General features: G+C 72.7%; 21 protein-coding genes and 1 pseudogene. 13 read left to right on the top strand and 9 right to left on the bottom strand.

Annotation, left to right across the window (positions count from 1 at the left end; genetic code table 11):
* The first annotated feature begins 26 nt into the window (after positions 1 to 26).
* Positions 27 to 812: an FTR1 family iron permease gene (locus tag ACZ7LU_RS33085; RefSeq protein WP_471918815.1), complete on the top strand. Its 786-nt coding sequence runs from the start codon at positions 27 to 29 to the stop codon at positions 810 to 812.
* 85 nt (positions 813 to 897) lie between these two features.
* Positions 898 to 1,884, top strand: coding sequence for an SCO2278 family lipoprotein (locus ACZ7LU_RS33080; protein WP_471918814.1), 987 nt, complete (start codon positions 898 to 900; stop codon positions 1,882 to 1,884).
* A gap of 49 nt (positions 1,885 to 1,933) precedes the next feature.
* Here ACZ7LU_RS33080 and ACZ7LU_RS33075 read toward each other — a convergent pair whose 3' ends face one another.
* On the bottom strand, positions 1,934 to 2,671 hold the full coding sequence (locus ACZ7LU_RS33075; RefSeq protein ID WP_398297139.1) for a bifunctional DNA primase/polymerase: 738 nt from the start codon (positions 2,669 to 2,671) through the stop codon (positions 1,934 to 1,936).
* Positions 2,672 to 2,839: 168 nt separating this feature from the next.
* Here ACZ7LU_RS33075 and ACZ7LU_RS33070 point away from each other — a divergent pair, with 168 nt between their 5' ends.
* Positions 2,840 to 3,682, top strand: coding sequence for a glycerophosphodiester phosphodiesterase (locus ACZ7LU_RS33070; protein ID WP_398297140.1), 843 nt, complete (start codon positions 2,840 to 2,842; stop codon positions 3,680 to 3,682).
* Here ACZ7LU_RS33070 and ACZ7LU_RS33065 read toward each other — a convergent pair.
* Positions 3,654 to 4,301 carry a TetR/AcrR family transcriptional regulator gene (locus tag ACZ7LU_RS33065; protein ID WP_398297141.1) on the bottom strand — a complete coding sequence of 216 codons (648 nt, stop codon included), beginning with the start codon at positions 4,299 to 4,301 and terminating at the stop codon, positions 3,654 to 3,656. The genes ACZ7LU_RS33070 and ACZ7LU_RS33065 overlap by 29 nt on opposite strands.
* 211 nt (positions 4,302 to 4,512) lie before the next feature.
* Between ACZ7LU_RS33065 and ddaH the strand changes: the two genes are divergently transcribed.
* Positions 4,513 to 5,346 (top strand): dimethylargininase, encoded by an 834-nt coding sequence (gene ddaH / locus ACZ7LU_RS33060; RefSeq protein ID WP_471918813.1) that lies wholly within the window; start codon positions 4,513 to 4,515, stop codon positions 5,344 to 5,346.
* Here ddaH and ACZ7LU_RS33055 read toward each other — a convergent pair.
* Positions 5,343 to 7,343, bottom strand: coding sequence for a glycoside hydrolase (locus tag ACZ7LU_RS33055; protein WP_471918812.1), 2,001 nt, complete (start codon positions 7,341 to 7,343; stop codon positions 5,343 to 5,345). The genes ddaH and ACZ7LU_RS33055 overlap by 4 nt on opposite strands.
* A gap of 190 nt (positions 7,344 to 7,533) precedes the next feature.
* Between ACZ7LU_RS33055 and ACZ7LU_RS33050 the strand changes: the two genes are divergently transcribed.
* Positions 7,534 to 8,031, top strand: a complete 498-nt coding sequence (locus ACZ7LU_RS33050) for a hypothetical protein (RefSeq protein WP_468083941.1) — start codon at positions 7,534 to 7,536, stop codon at positions 8,029 to 8,031.
* A gap of 1 nt (position 8,032) precedes the next feature.
* On the opposite strand, the gene ACZ7LU_RS33045 is transcribed toward ACZ7LU_RS33050, so the two are convergent.
* The 3 genes from ACZ7LU_RS33045 to ACZ7LU_RS33035 form a co-directional block, all read right to left on the bottom strand.
* Positions 8,033 to 9,049, bottom strand: coding sequence for a small ribosomal subunit Rsm22 family protein (locus tag ACZ7LU_RS33045; RefSeq protein WP_471918811.1), 1,017 nt, complete (start codon positions 9,047 to 9,049; stop codon positions 8,033 to 8,035).
* A 336-nt stretch (positions 9,050 to 9,385) separates the two neighbouring features.
* A complete protein-coding gene (locus tag ACZ7LU_RS33040; RefSeq protein ID WP_471918810.1) occupies positions 9,386 to 10,561 on the bottom strand; it encodes a serine hydrolase domain-containing protein in 1,176 nt (391 codons plus the stop codon).
* Positions 10,516 to 11,805 carry a multidrug effflux MFS transporter gene (locus ACZ7LU_RS33035; protein WP_471918809.1) on the bottom strand — a complete coding sequence of 430 codons (1,290 nt, stop codon included), beginning with the start codon at positions 11,803 to 11,805 and terminating at the stop codon, positions 10,516 to 10,518. The genes ACZ7LU_RS33040 and ACZ7LU_RS33035 overlap by 46 nt, the downstream gene beginning before the upstream one ends.
* 49 nt (positions 11,806 to 11,854) lie before the next feature.
* Here ACZ7LU_RS33035 and ACZ7LU_RS33030 point away from each other — a divergent pair.
* Positions 11,855 to 13,045, top strand: a pseudogene (locus ACZ7LU_RS33030) (glycosyltransferase); the annotation flags it as partial.
* A 1,055-nt stretch (positions 13,046 to 14,100) separates the two neighbouring features.
* On the opposite strand, the gene ACZ7LU_RS33025 reads toward ACZ7LU_RS33030, so the two are convergent.
* Complete coding sequence (locus ACZ7LU_RS33025) at positions 14,101 to 15,735, bottom strand: alkaline phosphatase D family protein (RefSeq protein WP_470975799.1); 1,635 nt, start codon at positions 15,733 to 15,735, stop codon at positions 14,101 to 14,103.
* A gap of 133 nt (positions 15,736 to 15,868) precedes the next feature.
* On the opposite strand from ACZ7LU_RS33025, the gene ACZ7LU_RS33020 reads away from it, so the two are divergent.
* Both ACZ7LU_RS33020 and ACZ7LU_RS33015 read left to right on the top strand, forming a co-directional pair.
* Entirely contained in the window at positions 15,869 to 16,642 is a 774-nt protein-coding gene (locus ACZ7LU_RS33020) for an SDR family oxidoreductase (protein ID WP_471112309.1), read from the top strand.
* Positions 16,643 to 16,773: 131 nt separating this feature from the next.
* Positions 16,774 to 17,244 (top strand): lamin tail domain-containing protein, encoded by a 471-nt coding sequence (locus ACZ7LU_RS33015; RefSeq protein WP_468556176.1) that lies wholly within the window; start codon positions 16,774 to 16,776, stop codon positions 17,242 to 17,244.
* A 26-nt stretch (positions 17,245 to 17,270) separates the two neighbouring features.
* On the opposite strand, the gene ACZ7LU_RS33010 is transcribed toward ACZ7LU_RS33015, so the two are convergent.
* On the bottom strand, positions 17,271 to 17,594 hold the full coding sequence (locus tag ACZ7LU_RS33010) for a nuclear transport factor 2-like protein (RefSeq protein WP_468556178.1): 324 nt from the start codon (positions 17,592 to 17,594) through the stop codon (positions 17,271 to 17,273).
* 175 nt (positions 17,595 to 17,769) lie between these two features.
* On the opposite strand from ACZ7LU_RS33010, the gene ACZ7LU_RS33005 reads away from it, so the two are divergent.
* The 5 genes from ACZ7LU_RS33005 to ACZ7LU_RS32985 all read left to right on the top strand — a co-directional run bounded on the left by ACZ7LU_RS33005 (position 17,770) and on the right by ACZ7LU_RS32985 (position 21,076).
* A complete protein-coding gene (locus ACZ7LU_RS33005; protein WP_471112311.1) occupies positions 17,770 to 18,324 on the top strand; it encodes a DoxX family protein in 555 nt (184 codons plus the stop codon).
* Between the two features lie 22 nt (positions 18,325 to 18,346).
* Complete coding sequence (locus ACZ7LU_RS33000) at positions 18,347 to 18,724, top strand: MazG-like family protein (protein ID WP_471918808.1); 378 nt, start codon at positions 18,347 to 18,349, stop codon at positions 18,722 to 18,724.
* Positions 18,725 to 18,808: 84 nt separating this feature from the next.
* Positions 18,809 to 19,594, top strand: a complete 786-nt coding sequence (locus tag ACZ7LU_RS32995; protein WP_471918807.1) for an SAM-dependent methyltransferase — start codon at positions 18,809 to 18,811, stop codon at positions 19,592 to 19,594.
* Between the two features lie 21 nt (positions 19,595 to 19,615).
* On the top strand, positions 19,616 to 20,158 hold the full coding sequence (locus tag ACZ7LU_RS32990) for an MOSC domain-containing protein (RefSeq protein ID WP_468083366.1): 543 nt from the start codon (positions 19,616 to 19,618) through the stop codon (positions 20,156 to 20,158).
* A 129-nt stretch (positions 20,159 to 20,287) separates the two neighbouring features.
* Entirely contained in the window at positions 20,288 to 21,076 is a 789-nt protein-coding gene (locus ACZ7LU_RS32985) for a YqeB family protein (RefSeq protein WP_471918806.1), read from the top strand.
* On the opposite strand, the gene ACZ7LU_RS32980 is transcribed toward ACZ7LU_RS32985, so the two are convergent.
* Positions 21,053 to 21,568, bottom strand: coding sequence for a hypothetical protein (locus tag ACZ7LU_RS32980; RefSeq protein WP_470975822.1), 516 nt, complete (start codon positions 21,566 to 21,568; stop codon positions 21,053 to 21,055). The genes ACZ7LU_RS32985 and ACZ7LU_RS32980 overlap by 24 nt on opposite strands.
* Positions 21,569 to 21,611 lie beyond the last annotated feature (43 nt).

Here is a 21,611-nt window from a genome sequence, read left to right as displayed (position 1 = left end):
AAAGGGGCGCGGCTACTCTTCCGGAGATGTTCGACAACTATCTGATCGGGCTGCGCGCCGGTCTGGAGGCCGGTGTGGCCGCCGGCCTGCTCCTCACCTTCGCCGCGAGGACCGGGCGGCGGGACGCGCTGCGGCCCGTCGGGGCAGGCATCGGTGTCGCGGCGCTTCTCGCGCTCGGCTTCGGCTGGGCGCTGACGTTCGGCTCGCAGGAGCTGACGCCCCGGGCACGGGAGACGCTCGGCGGGACGCTGGCGCTCGCCGCCGTGGGCCTGTTGACGTGGGTGGCCCTTCGGATGCGGCGCGCGGAGGCACGGCACATGACGGCGCTGCTCGCGGTGACCGCGTTCTTCGCGGTGGGCCGGGAGGCGCTGGACACGGCCCTGTTCTTCTGGGCGTCGGTGCAGGCGTCGAGGGACGGTGCGCACGGGCCGCTGCTCGTCGTGGTCCTGGGCCTGCTCACCGCGCTCGTCCTGGTCGGACTGCTCCACCTGGGCGCGGTCCGCGTCGACTTGGACCGGTGCCGCATCTGGTCCGGCGTCGCGCTGATCGTCGTGGCCGCGGGCTTCCTCGCGCAGGGCGTGGACGCCTTGCAGGAGGCCGAACTCCTCGGCGGCGCGCGGAACGCGGCGTTCGACATCAGCGGGGCCGTCCCCCCGGACAGCTGGTACGGCGCGCTCCTGGCAGGCGTCGTCGGCTTCCGCCCGGACCCGACGGTGGTCCAGACGGTGATCTGGCCGCTGTACGCGGTCCCCGCGCTGCTCCTCCTCGCACGCGGCTCGAGGTCGCGTGCGACGCGCCTCCAGGAGATCTGACCCGCACCCGCACACCCCTTCCGCACACCCCTTTTCCGGGCCCGATAAGGTTCGGGCCCGGGAAGGGGTAGGTGGAGGCATTCCGATGAGCAACGTTCGCAGGGTTCGCGGTCCCGTCCGGTCCGTCACGGTGTCGGCGGCGGTGACGGTCCTGGCGCTCACGGCGAGCGGCTGCGTGACCGTGCACGGGGAGCGGGAGGTCGTCCCCGCGGCCACCAAGTCCGAGGCGGGCCGCGCCCTCAGGGAGTTCCTCACCGCGTACAACAAGGCGGACAAGGCCTACGACCCGGCCGCGGACGCCGCCCGCATCACCGGCCCGCTGGGCGCCATCAACCAGGGCGGCCTGAAGTCCCGGCGCGTGCAGCATCCGGAGGGCAACAAGAACCACGTGCCGCTGGAACTGACGGACGTGACGTACGCGATACCGAAGAAGGCCGGCTGGCCGCGCTGGTTCCTGGCGGACACCAAGGCCAACCGCCGCTCCGACCTGCGGTGGCTGTGGGTCTTCACGAAGAGCGGCCCCGACCAGCTGTGGCGGGCGACCTATCTGAACCTGGTGTCGCCGGAGAAGATGCCGAAGCTGAAGAAGGACGGGGACGGCTGGGCCGAGCCGGTGGGCCTGCGGGCGAAGGACCTCGCGCTGGCCCCCGCCGACCTCGGCGAGGAGTACACGTCGTACCTCAAGTCGGGCGGCGACGCGTTCGCGCCGAGCGACCACACGTCGCGCTGGAAGGCGTACCGCGACCGGAACTCCAAGCGGGCCGGCCTCGCCGTGCAGTACCTCGACGAGCCGGAGAACGGCGGCACGTTCGCGCCGCTGGGGCTGCGCACCGAGGACGGCGGCGCGCTGGTGTTCTTCGCCACCCGCCACTACGAGAAGCAGACCGCGTTCAAGGGCCTCAGCCCGAAGGTCGACGCGGACGCGAAGGCGCTGCTCAAGGGCGAGGTGCGGCAGTCCCTGCTGCTCCACCGGGTCTCCAACCAGGTGGTCGTCGACCCGAAGAAGCCGGGCGGCGACAAGGTGGCGTTCCTGGGTCGCCTCCAGGGTCTGACGGGCGCGACGGGCGAGTAGGCCCCTCCCCCGGAGAGGCCACCCGGGTCCTCTGGAGCGGTCGCCCGGGTCAGCCCCGCAGGGGCCAGGCGGCGACGTCCTGCTGGGGCTCGCCCGCCACGCGCGCGCACTCGTCGGTGAGCGTCGCGAGGAGCGTCAGCGGGTCCGGCAGCGGATGCTCGGGGCCGCGGATCCAGCGCACCTCCCGGTCGTCGGGGAGCCGGGCGGGCGGCACCAGGACGTACGACCCGCGGCAGTGCCAGCGCAGGCCGGGGTGCTCGTCCATCGTCTCGGGGTGGCAGTCGAGCTCGCACGGCCACCACTCGTCCTCGTCCTCGGGGGTGCCGCGCGTCGCGGTGTAGAAGAGCAGCCGCCCCTGGCCGTTGCTGCCGCCCGACTCCGCGACCGGGCCCACCTCGATCCCGGCGGCGAGCAGCCGCTCGAGGGCTTCGAGCCCGGCGTCCAGCGGCACGTCGAGGACGTCGTGGATCATGCCGGTCGCGGTGATGAAGTTGGCCTGCGGCTGGTGGCGGGCCCACCGCTCGATCTGGCCGCGGTCCGTCGTGGACTGCGTCTGCCAGGCGAAGGAGACCGGGTGCCGGGCGGGGGTGGGACAGCCGATCCGGTCGCAGGAACATCGGTACCCCGAGGGATACGCGGCCGGGGCCAGCGGCAGTCCGGCCGCCGCGGCGGCGAGGAGCAGCTCCTCGCGGGCCCGGTCATCCGCCGCCGTGTCCTTGGGGCGCCGGCGGAGCCACTGGGAGAATTTGCCCTGTCCGCCGGACCGGCTGCCGAACTCCGCGCCCATCTAGCCCCTCACCTCGCCGTTGTGCCGAAACCATGACCCATGGTCCCACCATCCTGCGCCTCGGGGGGCCGGAGGCCACATCCGGGGTGGCCGGGGTATGCCCACCGCGGGATGACATAGCGCGTCTTTCCGGTGCAAGTTTGGATTTACCCGCCTACCGTGGGCGCCATGGTCATTAGGACTGTGCTGACGAGCCTCACGGCGCTGACCCTCACGGCACCGAACGGCTTCCTCACCCCGATCGAGTGGAGCGGGCCGCTGACCGTGGACGCGCTGCCCCGCGTCGTCTACACCGCGCACCGCGGCGGTGCCCTGGAGGTTCCGGAGAACAGCATGTCGGGCCTGCTGGCCGCCTATGAACGCGGCACCGCCCAGGTCATCGACTTCGACACGCGGATACTGCGCGACGGGACGCCGGTGGTCATGCACGACGCCACCCTGGACCGCACGACGTACACGTCGGGCCCGGTGCACCGGCTCGACCGGTGGGGCTGGCTCGCCGTGCGGCTGCGCCCCCCGGCCACGGTGCCCGGCCGGTGGCGCCCGGAGCGGCCGCCGACGGTCGCGGAGGTCCTCGACCGGTTCGGCGGGCGGATCATGCTGATGCTGGAGGCCAAGGACCCGAAGAGCCTGGAGCCGCTCGCCCGGCTGATCCGCGCCCGCGGGCTCACCCGCTCGGTCTTCGTGAACACCAACGACCCTGCGGTCGCCCGGCGCGCCCACCGCCTCGGCCTGCTGGCCCAGCTGTGGCGCTCGAAGGCGCAGATGCGGCGGGACCGCCCGAAGGAGTGGGCGTCGTTCGTGGACGTCCTGGACGTGGACTACAAGGCGCGCGACAGCGATCTGCTGCGCGCGGTGAACTCGGGCGTCCCGCGGGTGTGGGCGCACACGGTGACCACTCCGCAGCAGCGCGACCGGGTGCTGCGCCTCGGCTGCAACGGCGTGATCACGGACGCTCCCGGCCTGCTCTCGCGTACGCCGGTCAGGAAGCGGAGTACGGCCGGGGCGTGATGCCGTACAGCGCGTACTCGACGAGCTTGTCCACGTAGTCGTGGGTGAGGGGGCCCGAGCGCATCAGCCAGCGCTGGGCGAGCGGGCTCGACCACAGTTCGAGGGCGATGCGGGGGTCGATGTCGGGCACGACGTGCCCCGCCTCGCGGGCCTGCTCCACGCGCTTCACGAAGAGCTGGAGCTGCGGCTCCAGGAGCTTCTCGACGAACTCGGCGCCCAGCTCGGGGTTGAGCAGTCCCTCGGCGGCGAGCGCGCGGTAGGGGGCGTCGTACCTGGGGTCGTTGAACTCGTCGACGGTGGCGCGCATCACGTACTTGAGGTCGGCCTCCAGGTCCCCGGTGTTCGGGATCTCGGTCTCGATCTCCGCCCTGCCCGCGTTCTCACTGGCCTCCCGGGACGCCTGCTCGGCGAGGTCGAGGAAGGCGTCGAGCAGGACGGCTCCCTTCGACGCCCACCAGCGGTAGATCGTCTGCTTGCCGACGCCGGCGCGGGCCGCGATGGCCTCGATCGTCAGCTTCGCGTAGCCGACCTCACCGACGAGGGCGAGGGCTGCGTCGTAGATCGCGCGGCGCGAGCGTTCGCTGCGGCGCGTGGAGTCGGGAGCTGTCTTCTGGGCCATGCCGTCGAATGTAGCAGCGGCCGAACCGAGACGTACCGTCTAGACAAGACGCGTCGTCTCGCCCGTGGGGAGCGTGCCCGGCACCACCCGTTCGGCCAATCTCGCAACCACCCGTTCGGTTCACTGCGCGAAACCTCTCCCAGACCGCACTATGGGCATCAACTGCCCCACCATGGGCAGCACATGACCTGCGGTACGTGAGGAGCCTTCATTGTCCCGTTTTCCTCGCTCTCCTCGGCGCGCCACACCCCGGCGCTATCTGATGTGCCCACCGGCACACTTCAAGGTCACCTACTCCATCAACCCCTGGATGGACCCCGGCAAGCCGGTCGACGTCCCCCTCGCCGTCGCCCAGTGGGAGGACCTGCGCGACCGGTACGTCTCCCTCGGCCACACCGTCGAGGAGCTCACCCCCCGGCCCGGGCTGCCGGACATGGTCTTCGCGGCGAACGGCGCGACCGTCGTCGGCGGACGCGTGCTCGGCGCGCGCTTCGCCTACCGCGAGCGCGAGGAGGAGGCCGCGGCCCACCTGGAGTGGTTCCGCGCGCACGGCTTCACCGAGATCCACGAACCCGTCCACATCAACGAGGGCGAGGGCGACTTCGCCGTCACCTCCTCCTACGTCCTGGCCGGGCGCGGCTTCCGGGCCAGCCCGCTCTCGCACGGCGAGGCGCAGGAGTTCTTCGGCCGCCCGGTGATCGGGCTCGACCTGGTCGACCCCCGCTACTACCACCTGGACACCGCGCTCGCCGTCCTGGACGACGCGGCGGACGACGTCATGTACTACCCGCCCGCCTTCTCCCCCGGCAGCCGGGCGGTGCTGCGGCGGCTCTTCCCCGACGCGCTGATCGCCGAGGAGCCCGACGCCGAGGCGCTCGGGCTCAACGCCGTCTCCGACGGGCTCCACGTGCTGCTTCCGCAGGCCGCGCTCGGCCTGTTCGAGCCGCTGCGCGAGCGCGGCTACGAACCCATCGGGATGGACCTGACCGAGCTGCTCAAGGGCGGCGGCAGCGTGAAGTGCTGCACGCAGGAGCTGCGGGGCTAGCCCTTCCGCAGCTCCGCCGGGCAGAGCCGGCGCGGCTTGTCGTCGCCCTTGAGCCGGGCGTCGGCACAGCCGCCCGGCAGCCCCCCGTACGCCTTGGTGCCGAAGTTGGCCGTCACCGTCAGCGTGCCCTTGCCGAAGACCGTGCGCTGGACGGTGCGGTCCTTGGTCAGCCGGCGGAAAGAGGTGAGCTGTTCGGTGCCCGCGGCCTTGTGCAGGGGCGAGAAGTACTTCTGGAGGGCGGCCAGTTCGGCGCCGTGCTTCTTCAGGTAAGGGCCGTCGAGGACGTAGTTGAGGGGGGTGTTGTAGAGCATGGCGAGCAGGGCGCGGGGGGTCTTCTGGGCGGGCAGCTTCTCGTACGAGAGTTCCCAGCGCTCGGTGTTGACCAGCGAGCCGTGCAGGGCCGTCTCGTAGAGCGGGGCACGGTAGCGGGGGTCGTACATCGCCTTGGCCAGGCCGGCGGGGAGGCCGACCGGCTTGAAGAAGACGCCGGGCGCGTTCTCGGGGTAGTAACCGCCCCACTTCTCGCGGTCCTTCTGGAGCTTCCAGAGGCCGTCGGCGACCGGCGTCGCGCCGCCGTGGTCAAAGGCGAGCGTCTTGTTCGCCCAGGCCTGCGCGGTCTCCGAGCCGAGGACGAGACCCCGGTCCGCGATGCGCCGCATGCGCGCGAGGCGGTGCTCGCGGTCCTCGGCCTTGGTCATCCGGTGGCCCTTGCCGTGGTCGCGGAAGAGCTCGCCGGTGGCGTCGACATCGAGGAAGTAGCTGTCGGCGCCGTTGGCGACCATCCGGCGGGTGCGGTCGGCCAGGTAGTGGTGGTGCTTCTCCGCCTTCTCGAAGGCGGAAGAGCTGAGGTAGCAGCCACGGCCGCCGAAGCCCGTCACCGGCTCGCCCTTGGCGTCACGGACACAGAAGTCCGGGTAGACCGTGCCGGGCCAGACGGAGTTCGGGGCGTCGGCGGTCCTCGGGTCCTGTCCGTTGGCGAAGGAGTCATAGGGGCCGATGAGGTACCCGGCCTTCTTCGCGGCGCCCACCGCCGCCTTGTCCGGGTACGGCTTCCCGTCGTAGCCGAGCCACATGCGGTCGACACCCAGCTTGCGCAGCTCCTCGATCCCGGCGCGCTTGCGGGCGTCGCCCCAGGTGTAGGCGTGGAAGGCGCCGAGGAGCTTGCCGGTGGCGGGGTTCTTCGCGATCTTCCGCTTCAGGCTGCCGAGCCGGCCGCGTTCGGCGAGGTAGGAGCGGTAGTCGGCGGCGGGCGCGACGGCGTTGCCGTCGGTCAGGGCGAAGGTGACGGTGTAGTCGCGGGTGCCCTCGCCGCGGTCGAAGGTGTGCTCGGCGGTGGTGCGCAACCGTCCTCCCGGGGCGGTGAAGCCGAGGCTCGTGCCGATGTCGGTGGGGGTGAGGTAGCTGACGCCGGCCCGCTTGCCGAGGGAGTAGCCCCACAGCGGCAGCGTCAGGCCTTCGCTCACGTCGACACCGCTGCCCGCGAGGCCGCCCTCCCCCTTGGTCCAGAACGCGTCCTTCACGGGGATGTCCAGGCCTTCCCCGCGCGGGAGTTGGAGTGCGGTGGCGGCGGAGTCGGTGCCGGTGACGGGCCAGCTGACCGAGGTGTCGCGGTGGGCCTGCATGCTGAGGGAGAGGCGGCCGTGGTCGGTGCGGGCGGTCACGTCGATGCCGCGCTCGGGATAGCTCCAGCGGGCCCGGCCGGTGCCGGTGCGGGTCACCGGGCCCGGCTTGCCGAGGTCGGTGCCCGAGGCGTCGGAGAGGGTGAGGTCGCGGCCGTCGCGGGTGCGGGCGCGGACGGCGAGCGTGGCGGTGTCGACGACCGCGGTGCCGCCCTCGACGGCGAGTTCGACGTGCCGGCCGTGCGGCGGCTCGGCTCCGGCGGTGAAGGCGTACGTGGTGGCTCCTGCGGCGACGACCGCGAGGGCGACGGACAGGGCGAGGAATCGGGTCTCCGACCGCCTGCGGGCGTGGCCGGGCGAACTGCTCTTGGTTGGCATGGAGATGTGGATAGTCGCCGCCTCTAAGAACCTTTTAAGAAGAGGGGCAGTTCAGCCGGCCGGCCGACGGCGTGCTAACAATACGGACGCACAGGTACGCAGACAGTCCTGTGCGAACGCGTCACCACAACCAAACAGTTGGGTCCACGGGGGCCCAGGGGGAAGAAGAGGTATCAGCGCAGTGAACCGTATGCGCACGTCCGCCGCAGTGCTGGCCACCGCGGGGGCCCTGACCGCCGCTCAGCTCGGCCTCGCCGGGTCCGCGTCCGCCGCGTCCGGCCCGACCGCTCCGAAGGCCGCGCCGAAGGCGTCTCCGAGTGCCGTCTCCGGCTGCCCGATCGACATCGTGTACACCTCTCGCTTCCAGGTCGACCGGAACGGCTGGGTCACCAACGGGGGCCTGTACTTCGGCATCAAGAACAAGAGCACGAAGAGCTTCAAGAAGGTCAGCTTCACGGTGACCAACGTGAAGAACATCCGCTTCGGCCGAGCGACGCCGAAGGGCGGCAAGGTCACCCACAAGACGTCCAAGACCGTCACCGTGTACGACAAGAGCCTGGCGGGCAAGGCCAAGCTCGGCGTCAAGGTGCGCACGCGCCTGCTGAACACCAGGTCCTACAAGGTGAAGTTCTCCGTGCGCGGCACGGGCTGGAACTGCGCCGTCAACCAGGGCACCTGGGGCGCGTGAGTCACTCCGCGGACGGGGGCGGCCACGCGTCGCCCCAGTCCGCGTCGCGCGCCGCGCGGTAGAGGGGGCCGTGGCGCTTGGTCACGGTCTCCTTTCGCAGGGACTCCTCGACCCCGCACAGGTCGAGGAGCACCTGGCCCTTGCGGATCTGCGGGCGGCGCACCACGCGGGCGGGCGCGGGGTCCGGGTCGAAGCGGACCGCCGCGACATAGCTGAACTTCTCGTCCTCGTACGCGAGGGAGCCGCCCTTGACCTGGCGGTGCAGGGACGACCTGCTGACCCGGGCGGAGAAGTGGCACCAGTCCGTGCCGGGTTCGATGGGGCACGCCGAGCTGTGCGGGCAGGGTGCGGCGATCCGGTAGCCGGCGGCGATCAGCCGGTCGCGGGCCTCGATGATCCGTCCGTAGCCGTCGGGGGTGCCGGGCTCGATGATGACGACGGCCTGGGTCGCCGCGTGGGCCGCCGCGTCGACGACGGAGCGGCGGTCGGCCTCCGTGAGCTCTCCGAGGACGTACGAGATGGTGACGAGAGCGGTGCTCTCGATGGTGAGCGTCGATCCGATACGGGAGCGCTGCCACTGTGCGGCGCTCAGCCCGGGTGTCGTCCCGGCCAATTCCTTCCCGAGTGCCAGCGCGGGCTCGGCCCAGTCCAGGACCGTCACCGGGCGCTCCCCCGCCCACGTCGCCGCGACCGCCCAGGTCGCCGCGCCGGTCCCGCCGCCGACGTCCACGTGGCTGCCGGGCGCCCAGCCCTCGGGCGCCGCGTCCGCGAGGGCGGCCAGCGCGGCACGGACCGCCTCGAAGGTCGCGGGCATGCGGTACGCCGCGTACGCGACGACGTCCGCGCGGTCGCGCAGGATCGGGGCGTCGGTCGGGGTGCGGCCCCGGTAGTTGGCGATCAGCCGGTCGACGGCCTGGGTCGCCTGCTTGGGCGGGAGGCCGTCCAGGAGCCCGGCGAGCGAGGTGCGCAGGGTCTCGGCCGGGGGGTGGGGGGGTGCCGGGGGGATCGGGGCGTTCACCCCGTGATTCTACGGGGGCGTTGCGCTGCGCTGGCGGGGGCGGGTGTGGGGTGTGCCTGAGCCGACTCGGTCCCGTGCCTTCGCGTCTGCCCCATGGCGGCCGTCCGGCGGGTGCCGGTCCGGGTGGGCCGGTCGCGCAGTTCCCCGCGCCCCTGGAACCTTCGGCACCCCGCGCCGTCCGCCGCCCCCGCGTCTGCCCCGTGACGCCGTCCGGCGGCTGCCGGCCCGATTGGGCCGGTCGCGCAGTTCCCCGCGCCCCTGGGAAGACCCGGCGCCCCACACCGTTCCCGTGCCCCTGGGAAGACCCGGCGCCCCCACCGTCACTCTCCCCCGGGGCTATCGGCCCCGGGCCGCGCGGGACAGGTGGGTGGCGGCTGTGGCGCGAGGGGTGTTGTCCGGGGGGCGGCGGCGGGGGTGGACCGTGTTGGTGAGGAGGATCAGGAACGTGTCCGTTGCTGGGTCGAGGATCAGGGACGTGCCGGTGAAGCCGGTGTGGCCGGCCGCGCCGCGGCCCGCTAGTTCGCCCATGAACCAGGGCTGGTCGATGGCGAAGCCGAGGCCGTCGCCCGCCAGCATCAGCTCGACGAAGTCGGGGCCGAGGATGCGGGCCCTGCCGTACGAGCCGCCGCACAGCAGCGTGCGGCAGAGCACCGCGAGGTCGCGGGCGGTGGAGAAGAGGCCGGCGTGCCCGGCGACCCCGCCCAGTGCCCAGGCGTTCTCGTCGTGGACGGTGCCGCGCAGCATCCCGCGGTCCACCTTCGCCCAGGGTCTGCGCTGGTCCTCCGTGGCCGCGGCGTCGGGGCACGGGCCGAAGCCGGTGTCGGCCATGCCGAGCGGGCGGGTGATGCCCTCGCGGATGAGCGCGTCGAGGGGGCGGCGGGTGAGGCGCTCCAGGATGTGCTGGAGGAGGAGCATGTTCAGGTCGGAGTAGACGTATTCGCCCGGCTCGGTGGCCGGGGCCTCCGCGCGGAGGGCCGCGAGGCGTGCGGCGGCGTCCGGGCAGTCGTACAGCGGCAGTTCGGGCCGCAGCCCCGAGGTGTGGGTGAGGAGCTGGCGGACGGTGATGCCGTGCTCGGCGGCGGCCGTGAACTCGGGGACGTACGCCCCGACGAGCGCGTCGATGCCGAGCGTGCCGCGTTCCAGCTGCTGCACGGCGGCGATCGTCGTGAAGAGTTTGGTGAGGGACGCCAGGTCGAAGGGGGTGGTGGTGCGCATGGGCACCCGCCATTCGCGGGGCAGCTCGACGCCGGTGTCGCTCTCCGGGTCGTACGAGGCGTACCGCACCGCCCAGCCCGCCGCCTCCTCGGCCGCGATCACGGGGCCGCGGCCGACGAGGACCACGGCGCCCGCGCACCAGGGGCGCGGCCCGCGCGTCAGGTCGCGCACCCCGGTGACGAGGCGGCCGATCTCGTCGGGGTCGAGGCCCGCGCGGTCCGGTGTGCCGGGGCGCAGGAGTCTGGGTGCGCTCAGTGGTCCGCCTCCTGGGTCGGCTCGTGCTGCCAGGGGCGGCACAGTCCCACGAAGCACGTGACGGCGGCCAGTGCGCAGACCAGTTGGACGACGGCCATCGGGACGGCGGTGTCCTCGCCCGCGATGCCGACGAGCGGGGAGGCGACCGCGCCGATGAGGAAGGAGGAGGTGCCGAGCAGCGCGGAGGCGGAGCCCGCGGCGTGCGGGGTGCGGATCAGCGCCAGCGACTGGGTGTTGGGCAGGGTGAGGCCCATCGACGACATGAGGACGAAGAGCCCGGCGGCGACGGGGAAGAGGCCGACGTCGCCGAGGACGCCGGTCGTCATGAGCAGCAGGGCGATCGCGGCGGTCGTGATCATCGCGAGGCCGGCGGCGAGGACCTTGTTGAGGCTGATCCGGCCGACAAGGACCTTGCCGTTGAGCTGTCCTGCGGCGATCAGTCCGACGGAGTTGACGCCGAAGAGGAGGCTGAAGGTCTGCGGGGACGCGCCGTAGATCTCCTGGATCACGAAGGGCGAGGCGGAGATGTACGCGAAGAGCGCGGCGAACGCGAAGCCGCCCGCGATCATGTAGCCGGCGAAGACACGGTCGGCGAGGAGCGACCTCATGGTGCGCAGCGCCTCGACGGTGCCGCCGCCGTGCCGCTTCTCGGGGGCGAGGGTCTCGGGCAGGCGGCGCCAGACGAGCAGGGTCAGCGCGGTGCCGACGACGGTGAGGACGACGAAGATGCCGCGCCAGTCGGTGAAGCGGAGGACTTGGCCGCCGATGAGGGGGGCGGCGACGGGGGCGACGCCGGAGATCAGCATCAGGGTGGAGAAGAAGCGGGCCATGGCCACGCCGTCGTACAGGTCGCGGACGATCGCGCGGGCGATGACGATGCCGGCGGAGCCCGCGAGTCCCTGGAGGAGGCGGAAGCCGATGAGGAGCTCGGCAGTGGGCGCGAAGGCGCAGGTCGCGGTGGCGATCACATAGACGAGCAGGCCGACGAGGAGGGGACGGCGGCGGCCCCCCCTGTCGCTCATCGGGCCGACGACGAGCTGGCCGAGCGCCATGCCGAGGAGGCAGGCGGTCAGGGTCAGCTGGATGGTGGCGGCCGGGGAGCTCAGGGCGTCGGTGACCTCCGGCAGGGCCGGCAGGTACATGTCCATGGAGAGCGCGGGGACGGCGGTGAGGCCGCCGAGGACGAGGGTGACGAGGGCTCCGGTACGACGGACGGCGACGGGCCCGTGTGGCTCCGCCGCCTCTGTTATCCGGTCCTCTGCCGTTGTCTGCCCACGCTCAGGCATCGCGCCCCTCCCGGTCGATCGGATCCGCTCTCCATGGTCGCAGCTCCCGATGCGTGGTCGGGACCGCATGTACGACGTCGTAGGAGCCGGACATGTGACGTCAGCACGCTTCACTCGTTTAGCAACATCGCCGGGCAATTCGGGCCCCGGCTCCGACCGCCGATCTGGACAAGGCTCGATGCGAATCTCCTTCCTGCTGCAGAACGCCTATGGAATCGGTGGCACCATCCGCGCCACTTTCAATTCCGCCAGTGCCCTCGCCGAGCGGCACGACGTCGAGATCGTCAGCGTCTGGCGCCCGCGCGACAGGCCCAGCCTGCCGCTCGGCGGAAAGGTCCGGCTGCGGCACCTGATCGACAGCCGGCCGCACTCGCCGCGCAACGACCTGGGCGACGCGCTGCTGGGCGAAGCCACCTCGCTGGTGCCGCCCGCCGAGGCGCGGGGCGCGGGCTTCGACCGGCTCACCGACCGCCGGGTGGCCCGGTTCCTGCGCCGCACCGACACCGACGTGGTGGTGGCCACCCGGCCGGGCCTGGTGATGTACCTCGCCGAGTTCGGCCGCGACCACTACCTGAGAATCGGTCAGGAACACCGCGTGTACGGCACGCACGAGCCCGGGATCCGCGCCGCCCAGGACGCCGCCATCGCCTCGCTCGACGCGCACACCACCGTCACGGAGGCGGACGCCGTCACGCACCGCAGGCACCTGGCGGGCACGGGCACCCCGATCGTGTCCGTCCCCAACGCCTCACCGCCGCCGCCCCTCACCACCGCCTCCGACGGCGAGGCCAGGCTCGTCATCGCCGGCGGGCGCCTCATCCCGGTGAAGCGGTACGGCCTGCTGGTGGACGCCTTCGCGACGGTGGCCGCCGCGCACCCGGAGTGGAAGCTGCGGATCTACGGCCGCGGCCCCAAGCACGCGCCGCTGCGGGCCCGCATCGACGAACTCGGCCTGAGCGACCACGTCTTCCTGATGGGCGCCATTCCCTCCCTCGCCACCGAGTGGGCGAAGGGGTCGATCGCCGCCGTCACCTCGCGCGAGGAGTCGTTCGGCATGACCATCGTGGAGGCCATGCAGTGCGGCACCCCGGTGGTCGCCACCGACTGTCCCCACGGGCCCGCCGAGATCATCAGGGACGGCGAGGACGGTCTGCTCGTCCGCTCGGGCGACAGCGGGGCCGTCGCCCGGGGTCTGCTCAGGCTCATCGAGGACGCCGACCTGCGCCGCGCCATGGGCGGCGCCGCCCGGCGCAACGTCGAGCGGTACGCACCCGACCACGTCGCCCGGCGCTACGAGGAACTCTTCACCGAGCTGCGCGCCGCCTCCCCGCCCGCCCCGGTGCCGCTCGACTGCCGGCTGGCGGCCGGTGCGGGGCGGACCCGGGCGGCCGTCCGGCAGGCCGTGCGGCGGACCGTGCGCAGGGCGGGGCGGAGGCGCCCGGCTGGCCCGGCGTTGCGTCCGCGCTCGACCTGCGCCGTGAACGCCGCGGGCGATCTCGTCGTACGCCTGGACCGGGCCGGCATGCCCGGCACCGCGTTCACGCTGACCGCGACGCTCCGGGGCTCCGAGGGCCGGGACGAGCAGCTGGTCGAGGTGCCGCTGCGGCGGCCCGAGACCGACGACGAGCCCTGGACGGCCGTGCTGGAGCGCCGCGCCCACCCGCTCGCCGAGGGCCGCTGGGACTTCCACGTCGTCCGCTCCGACGACGGGGCGCGGCGCCGGGTCGCGGCCACGACGGTCGAACAGCGCGGCCTGCTGAGCCTGCGGGCCGCGCCGGAGGCGCCGTTCGCCTGGTGGATCCCCTACGCGACCGTCAAGAACAACCTCTCCGTGCGGTCCTGGTGCCGCCGCGCGCACGCGGAGGCTCACACGGTGGCCACCGACGCGACGTCGTGCGCGGTCGAAGGGACGCTGTACGGCGCGGAGTTCGCCCCGGGGCAGCCGCCCCGGCTCCTCGCCGTACCGCGCCACGACCCCGCCGCCGCCTTCGAGGCCGATGTGACGACGTCGGGGAAGGACCGTTTCCGCTTCTCCCTGGCGTACTCCCGGCTGCCGGCCGCCGGCGAGGGCGCCGCCCCGGAGACGTGGGACCTGGCGCTGTCCCTGTCCCCCGGGGCCGAGCCGGTCCGCCTGGCGCGCGTCATCGGCGATGTCGTCGCCCGCAAGCGGACCGACGTGTATCCGGCCGGGCACCTCGCCGACGAGGCCGGTGCCGCCGTCTCCGTGCGCCCCTACTTCACCGTGAACAACGACCTGGCCCTGGCGCGCAGGACGCCGCGGGAGACCGCCGACCGCTACGCGGGCCGCAGCCCCGGGTCGCCCGCCTCCGTCACGAACGACGCCGCCGTCCTGATGGGGGCGCCGGGCGTCGTCACCGCCGACACCGTCTTGAAGTCGGCCCGCGCCGAGTCGGAGCCGAGCGCGACCGTCACGTAGCCGCGGCGGCCGTTGTAGAACTTCAGGTGCGGGTTGGCCTTGGTGTAGGTGTCCCAGTTGGCCGGCTTGTCCGCGCCGTCCTTGCCGCTGGCGATGGACGTGGCGACGATCTCCGTGCCGACGGTCTTGGAGGACGGGTCGTCGAAGTCGGCCTTGATGTCGAAGGCGTAGCCGACGTGCACGTCACCGGTGAGGACCATGAGGTTCTCGATGTCCGCGGAGCGCGCGCCCGCGAGGACCCGCTGCCGGGAGGCGCGGTAGCCGTCCCAGGCGTCCATGGAGAGTTTCGCCTGCGCGTTGAGGTCGAGCTTGCGCTGGGAGAAGGTGACCTGCTGCGGGACGACGTTCCACAGCGCGCGCGAGCGGCGCCAGCCGTCGATGAGCCAGCGCTCCTGCGTGGCGCCGGTGATGGTGCGCCTCGGGTCGTCGGTCTCGGGGCCGGGGACGTGCGCCTTGTCGCCGTACGCCTGGTCGGAGCGGTACTGCCGGGTGTCGAGGATGTCGAACTGGGCGAGGCGGCCCCACTTCACGCGCCGGTAGAGCTGGGCGTCGGGCCCGCTCGGCAGCTGCCCGCGGCGCAGCGGCTGGTTCTCCCAGTACGCGCGGTAGGCGGCGGCACGGCGCAGCAGGAACTCGGCGGGCGGGTTGCCGTTCTCGTCGATGTCGTCGGCGTAGTTGTTCTCGGCCTCGTGGTCGTCCCAGGTGACGACGAAGGGGTGCGCGGCGTGGGCGGCGCGCAGATCCGGGTCGGACTTGTAGAGGGCGTACCGCAGACGGTAGTCCTCCAGGGTCTGCGTCTCCTTGTTGAAGTGGGCGGGCAGCGTGCGGTCGGTGTAGTTGCGGGCGCCGCCGACCGCGTTGACGGCGTACTCGTAGAGGTAGTCGCCGAGGTGGAAGACGACGTCGACGTCGTCCTGCGCCAGGTGCTTGTACGCGGTGAAGTAGCCGTCGTGGTACGCCTGGCAGGAGACGGCGGCGAGGGTGAGGGCGCCGGCGCGGCTGCCGGTGGGCGGCGCGGTGCGGGTGCGGCCGGTCTCGCTCACCCAGCGGCCCGTCTTGAAGCGGAAGTAGTAGGTGCGGCCCGCGTCGAGGTGGTCGGCCTCGACGTGCACGGTGTGGCTGAACTCGGGGTGGGCGGTGACCTTGCCGCGTCTGGCGACGCGCCGGAACCTCGCGTCGTGGGCGAGCTCCCAGTCCACGGTGACGCGCTCGCGGGGCAGGCCGCCGTCGGGCTCGTACGGTGCGGGGGCGAGCCGGGTCCACAGCAGGACGGAGGAGGGCAGCGGGTCGCCGGACGCGACGCCGAGCGTGAAGGGGTTCTTGCTGATGCGGCGGGCGTCGAGCTCGGCGGCGCCGGCGACGCCCGCGGTGGGCAGGTTGGTGGCGAAGGCGAGCGCGGCGGCGGCGCCGGTGACGGTGAGGAACCTGCGGCGTCCCAAGTGGCGGGCGGCGGCACGGAGTTCCGGTGCGTGGTGCTGGCCTGCGGGTGTCATGTGGCCCTCCCCTGACGATTGCTGTCAGGGGCATGTAAGTGGCGGGGGACGACGTGGGACTGTCGCGTACACAACAGCCGCATGGCGGGCGGATGATGTCCGCGTGGACGGCCCTCCCGTACGCTGCGGGGCCATGAACGCTGAGCGAACTGCATCGCCGAAGACCGCCGTGGTGACCGGAGCCGGCTCCGGAATCGGCCGCTCCGTCGCCCTGGAACTGCTCGCCGCGGGCTGGTCCGTGGCGCTCGCGGGGCGCCGCACGGAGACGCTGGAGGAGACGGCGGCCCTCGCGCCGAAGGAAGGCGGCGGCGCCTTGTGCGTCCGTACGGACGTGTCGCGGCCGGAGGACGTCGCGGCGCTCTTCTCCCGCGTCCGCGCGGACTTCGGGCGACTGGACCTCCTCTTCAACAACGCCGGTACGTTCGGCCCCGGCGGCGTACCGGTCGAGGAGCTCCCCTACGAGGCCTGGCGGCACGTCGTCGACACCAACCTGAACGGCGCGTTCCTGTGCGCGCAGGCGGCCTTCCGGCAGATGAAGGAGCAGGACCCGCAGGGCGGCCGGATCATCAACAACGGGTCCATCTCGGCCCACGCCCCGCGCCCGAACTCGGTGGCGTACACGGCGACGAAGCACGCCCTGACGGGCCTGACGAAGTCACTGTCGCTGGACGGCAGGCCCTACCGGATCGCGGTCGGCCAGATCGACATCGGCAATGCGGCGACCGACATGACCGAGCGCATGCAGTCCGGGATCCTCCAGGCCAACGGGCAGCTCGCGACCGAGCCGGTGATGGACGTGGCGGACGTGGCGCGCACGGTGCGGCACATGGCGGAGCTGCCGCTGGAGGCCAATGTCCAGTTCGCGACGGTGCTCGCGACCAACATGCCGTACATCGGGCGGGGTTGACGCGCGGGGAGGGTGCAGCGCGCCGGGGCCGATATCTCCACAAGTGGAATGCGGCATACCGCATCAAGGCCGGTCGGAGATCCCCGTATGCTCGGCTTCTCTCCACGAGAATTTCACACTTGGAGCACTCCTTGCGCATACGTACCGCGGCCCCCGCCGTCCTCACCGCCACCGCCCTGTCGGTGGCCCTGCTCGCCGCGTCCCCCGCGTCGGCGGCGACGGCACGCCACCAGGGCGGGCTGCACCTCGGTTCCATCCAGTACGACAGCCCGGGTCGGGACACCCGCTCGAACTCCTCGCTGAACGCGGAGTGGGTGAACATCCACAACAACACGCGCTCGGCGATCCAGCTCAAGGGCTACCAGCTGAAGGACGACACCGGCTACACGTACACCTTCGGCAGCTACAACATCGGCGCAGGCAAGACCGTCAAGGTCCGCACCGGCAAGGGCACCAACGCCTCCGGTGTGCGCTACTGGGGCCGCACCAACTACGTCTGGAACAACACCGGCGACAAGGCCCGCCTCGTCAAGCCGAGCGGCGCGCAGCAGGACTCCTGCTCGTGGGCGCGGCTCGGCTCCGGTTCCGTCAGCTGCCACTGACCGCCGTCAGGGGGAAGGGCGGCCGCTCAGGCCTGGCCCGTCTCGAAGCGGGAGATCTTGCCGCCGTCGACGGTGAACCGCCACTTCGTGCGCATCTCGCCCCAGGTGTCGTTGCGGTAGGAGACGACCAGCACGCGGCCGCCGTCCGACTCCGTCTCGACGTCCATGTGGCCGTTGGAGGAGAAGATCTCGCGGTCCGTCCAGTCCGCGACGTCCCGGTCGGAGCCGTCGTCCGACATGGTGGCGCTGGGCGCGAGCAGGGCTTCGAAGGCGTCCTTGTCGTGGGCGTTCACCGCGGCGACGAAGGACCGGACCGTGGGGTCGGAGAGACGGCTCACCTGAATACTCATGGGCCCACGGTCACACCGGTCGGCGCGCGTCGCCACCGGGGCCGCCGCCCTCCCCCGGTCGCACCGGGCGGGTCACCCGGACGGACCCGCGGGCCGGGTGGGGCGGGCCGGTCCGGTGGACGGTGGAGGCGGACGTATCCGCCACCCCGCCGAGGGGCCGAACCGGGAGTTCCCCATGACCACCTGCTCGTGTCCGGACCGCCGAGACGTCGGGCTGCTGCTGCTCCGTGCGGGCACCGGCGGAGTGCTCGCCGCGCACGGCGCCCAGAAGCTGTTCGGCTGGTTCGGGGGCGGGGGCGTCGCGGGCACCGGCGCCTTCATGGAGTCCGTCGGCTACGCGCCGGGCAAGGCGAACGCCGTCGTGGCGGGGCTCGCCGAGGCGGGCGGCGGCGTCCTCCTCGCCCTCGGCCTCGCGACCCCCGCGGCGGGTTCGGCGGCGGCGGGCGCGATGGCCGGTGCCGCGGCCGTGCACGCGCCGAACGGCTTCTTCAGCCAGGGCGGCGGCTACGAGTACCCGGCGTTCCTCGGCATGGTCTCCGCCGCACTCGCCGTCACAGGGCCCGGCCGCTACTCCGCCGACCACGCCCTCGGCCACTCCCTCAACCGCGCCTGGATGGTCCCTGCCGCACTCGCGGGCACGGCGGTCGGCGTACTCGTGACGCTCGGAGCACGGAAGAAGACCGTCCGGGCGGCAGGGGCGGGGGACGAGGGCGGCTCGTCCGACGCGTAGCCGCCGTGGCAGGCTGCGGGGCATGGACGACGATCAGCGGGGCGCGTCGGCGTCGGGGGGCCTGCGGGATGCGTGGGAGACCGTCGACCGCCTCTACGAATGGCTGGATTCCCACAACCGCAAAGCGCCCCAAGAGGCCCTGCTGCTGCGGATGCTGAAGCTGTCGGAGGAGGTCGGCGAGGTCGCGCAGGCGGTCATCGGCGCCACCGGCCAGAACCCGCGCAAGGGCACCAGCCACACCTGGGACGACGTACAGGCGGAGCTCTGCGACGTCATCGTCACTGCCATGGTCGCCCTGCGCACGCTCACCCCGGACGCGGCACACGTCCTGGCCGGACACCTGCACCGCGTCGACCAGCGGTCCGGGGAGGCCGGGGAGGCCGGGGAGGCCGGGGACTGAGAGGGGTGGCGGGGGACTGACAGAGGTGCCAGGGCAGGAAAAGTGCTGGTCCGGGGGCCGGTCGGCGGGTTAGCGTGCCGGGTCATGACCACTGACACCGATCATCCCCCGCGGCTCACCCGCCTCACCTTCCACGGCCCCCTCTCCGAGGCCCGCGCGGACCGGCTGGTGGAGCGGCTGGCGGCGGCGGGTCCGCGTACCGTCCTCGACATCGGCTGCGGCTGGGGCGAGTTGATGCTGCGCGTCCTCGAAGCCGTGCCGGAGGCGACCGGTGTCGGTGTCGACATCAAGGGTGAGGACCTGGAGCGCGGCCGCGCGAACGCCGCGGCGCGCGGGCTCGACGGCCGGGTCCTCTTCGCCGAGGAGTCGGCGACGGACACCGCCCGCGGCCCCGCCGACGTCGTGCTGTGCCTCGGCGCGAGCCAGGCCCTCAGCTCCGCCGAGCCGCCCCGGACGACGACCGAGGCGCTGCACGCGCTGCGCCGCCTGGTGAATCCGGGCGGCCGCGTCGTGCTCGGCGAGGGCTTCTGGCAGCGCGAGCCCACCGCGGAAGAGCTCGCCGCGATGTGGCCGGACGCCGACGCGGGCGAGCACCTGGCGCTGGGCGACCTGGTGGACGCGGCGATCGAGGCGGGGTTCCGCCCGCTGTGGGTGGAGACGGCGAGCGTCGAGGAGTGGGAGGAGTTCGAGTCGGGCTACCGCTCCGACGTCGAGGAGTGGCTCGCCGCGCACCCCGGCCACCCGCTGGCCGCCGAGACCCGCGAGCGCGTCGACGCGCAGCGTTCCTCCTGGCTGCGCGGCTATCGCCGGGTGCTCGGCATCGCGTACCTGACCTTGGTGCCGGTCGGGCCGGTCGGGCCGGTCGGCTGAGAGCGGCTAGGGTCGCGCACCATGGACGCCATGGTCACTGCGGTCAGCAGCAACGGAACGTACTCCTTCTCCAAGCCGAACCGCGAGAGCGTCACGCTGCTCGCGGGCCTCGGCGTCGAGGGGGACGTGCATGCCGGTACGAAGGTGAAGCACCGCTTCCGTGTCGCCAGGAACCCCGACCAGCCGAACCTCCGCCAGGTCCACCTCATGCACGAGGAGCTCTTCGACGAGCTAGCGGACGACGGCTACACCGTGGCGGCGGGCGAACTCGGCGAGAACATCACCACGCGCGGCATCGACCTGCTCGGCCTGCCCGTGGGCGCGCTGCTGCGCCTCGGTGACGAGGCCGTCGTCGAGATCACCGGCCTGCGCAACCCGTGCCGCCAGATCGACGGGTTCCGGGCCGGTCTGATGAAGAAGGTCGTCGGCCGTGACGCGTCCGGGGCCGTCCGCCACAAGGCCGGGGTGATGAGTGTGGTCCGGCAGGGCGGCGAGGTCCGGCCCGGCGACGTGATCGAGATCGTCCTGCCGGAGGGCCCGCACCGCCCCCTCGAAACGGTCTGACGCCCTGAACGTCGCGCACGGCACCTACCGAAGTAGGGCCGCGCGCGACTTTCGGCGGCTGTGCGGGGCCCGTCCCCGCTCCTAGCGTCGTGGAGGAGACGACCGGCGGGGCGGAACGGAGTGCACGGGATGGCGGGCAAAGAGCTCGGCAAGGCGCGAGGCGAGAGGCGGGGCGACACGCGGGACGTGCGGGGCAAGGCGCAGGGCACGGTCACGGAGCTCGGGCATCCGCGAGGGGATCTGCTGCTCCTGCTCGTCGGTCTCCCTCTCCTCGGGCTGCTGCTCGGCCTCGTCGTGCCGCGGCTCGCCCGCTGGGCCTCCGGATCGCCGGTGCTGCCGTGGCGGGACGGCATCGAGTTCGTCGGCAGGCTCGACGCGCCCTGGCAGACCGCGCTCGTGGTGGCCGCCGGCCTGGTGGCCGGGCTCGTCCTCGCCTTCACGGCGATCGCCGAGACGGTGTCGCTGAAGCTGACCGACGCGCGGGTGCACGTCGAACAGGACGGCCGGACCCGGACCTTCGAACGCGCCGCCGTCTCCGCGGTGTTCCTCGACGGCAAGCACCTGGTGCTGCTCGGCACGGACTCGGGCGAGCTCGTGCGGGGCGAGCCCAGTGCGCGGGCCGCCGCGCTGGCCGCCGCCTTCCGCGCACACGGCTACCCGTGGCGGGACGGCGACCCGCACGCGCCGCTGTTCCACCGCTGGATCCCCGGCACCCCGGACCTGCCCGCCGAGGTCCACGCGCTTCTCGCGGCACGCAAGGCCGCGCTGCGACGGAAGGCCCCGCAGGACGCCAGGGACCTGGCCGAGACGGTGCGGGGGCTCGGTTTCGTCGTACGCGACGAGGGGGCGGAGCAGTACTGGCGCCCCCTCGCCGGAGGTGCGGGCGGAGCCGGGTCAGAACACGAACGGGCCCGGTGACTGCGCCGACGTGGCGTCGCAGGTGACCGTGATCCCGAAGACCACTATCTTCAGGGACTTCCCTTCCAGGCTGTCGCCCGCGGCGACGGTCCCGGTGAGCGGTCCGGTGGAGACGGCGCCGCCGGCCGGGATGGCCGGGTTGGAGCTGCCGGTGAAGTCGGTCGTCCCTGTGCCGTTCTTGGTGAGGGTGAGGGTGGAGTTGACGGAGCCCGCGCCGAGGTCGATCGGGGCGGTGATCGCCGAGGTGGACACGCTGATGGTCGCGTTGGTGCCGTCCTGAGCGGCGGTGAGGGTCGCCGTTCCGGAGCCGTACGATCCGCAGTCGAACGAGAGGGTGGCGCTCTGCGGTTCCACGGCACCGGCCGCGGGTGCCATCGCGAGCGCGCCGACGGCGAACGCGCCGACGCCGAGGGCCGAGCCGATGCCTCTGCCGAGTCTGCCGGTACCGCCGAGTCTGCCGTGCCTGCTGCCGTGTCTGCTGCCGTGTCGCATGGAGGACCTGCCTTCATGAGGTGGGGGGAGTGAGGGGGGACGC

The sequence above is a fragment of the Streptomyces sp. NPDC039462 genome, from assembly GCF_055639375.1.
Note: the sequence above shows the minus strand (reverse complement) of the source record. Positions and strands in the feature narration are given on the sequence as shown.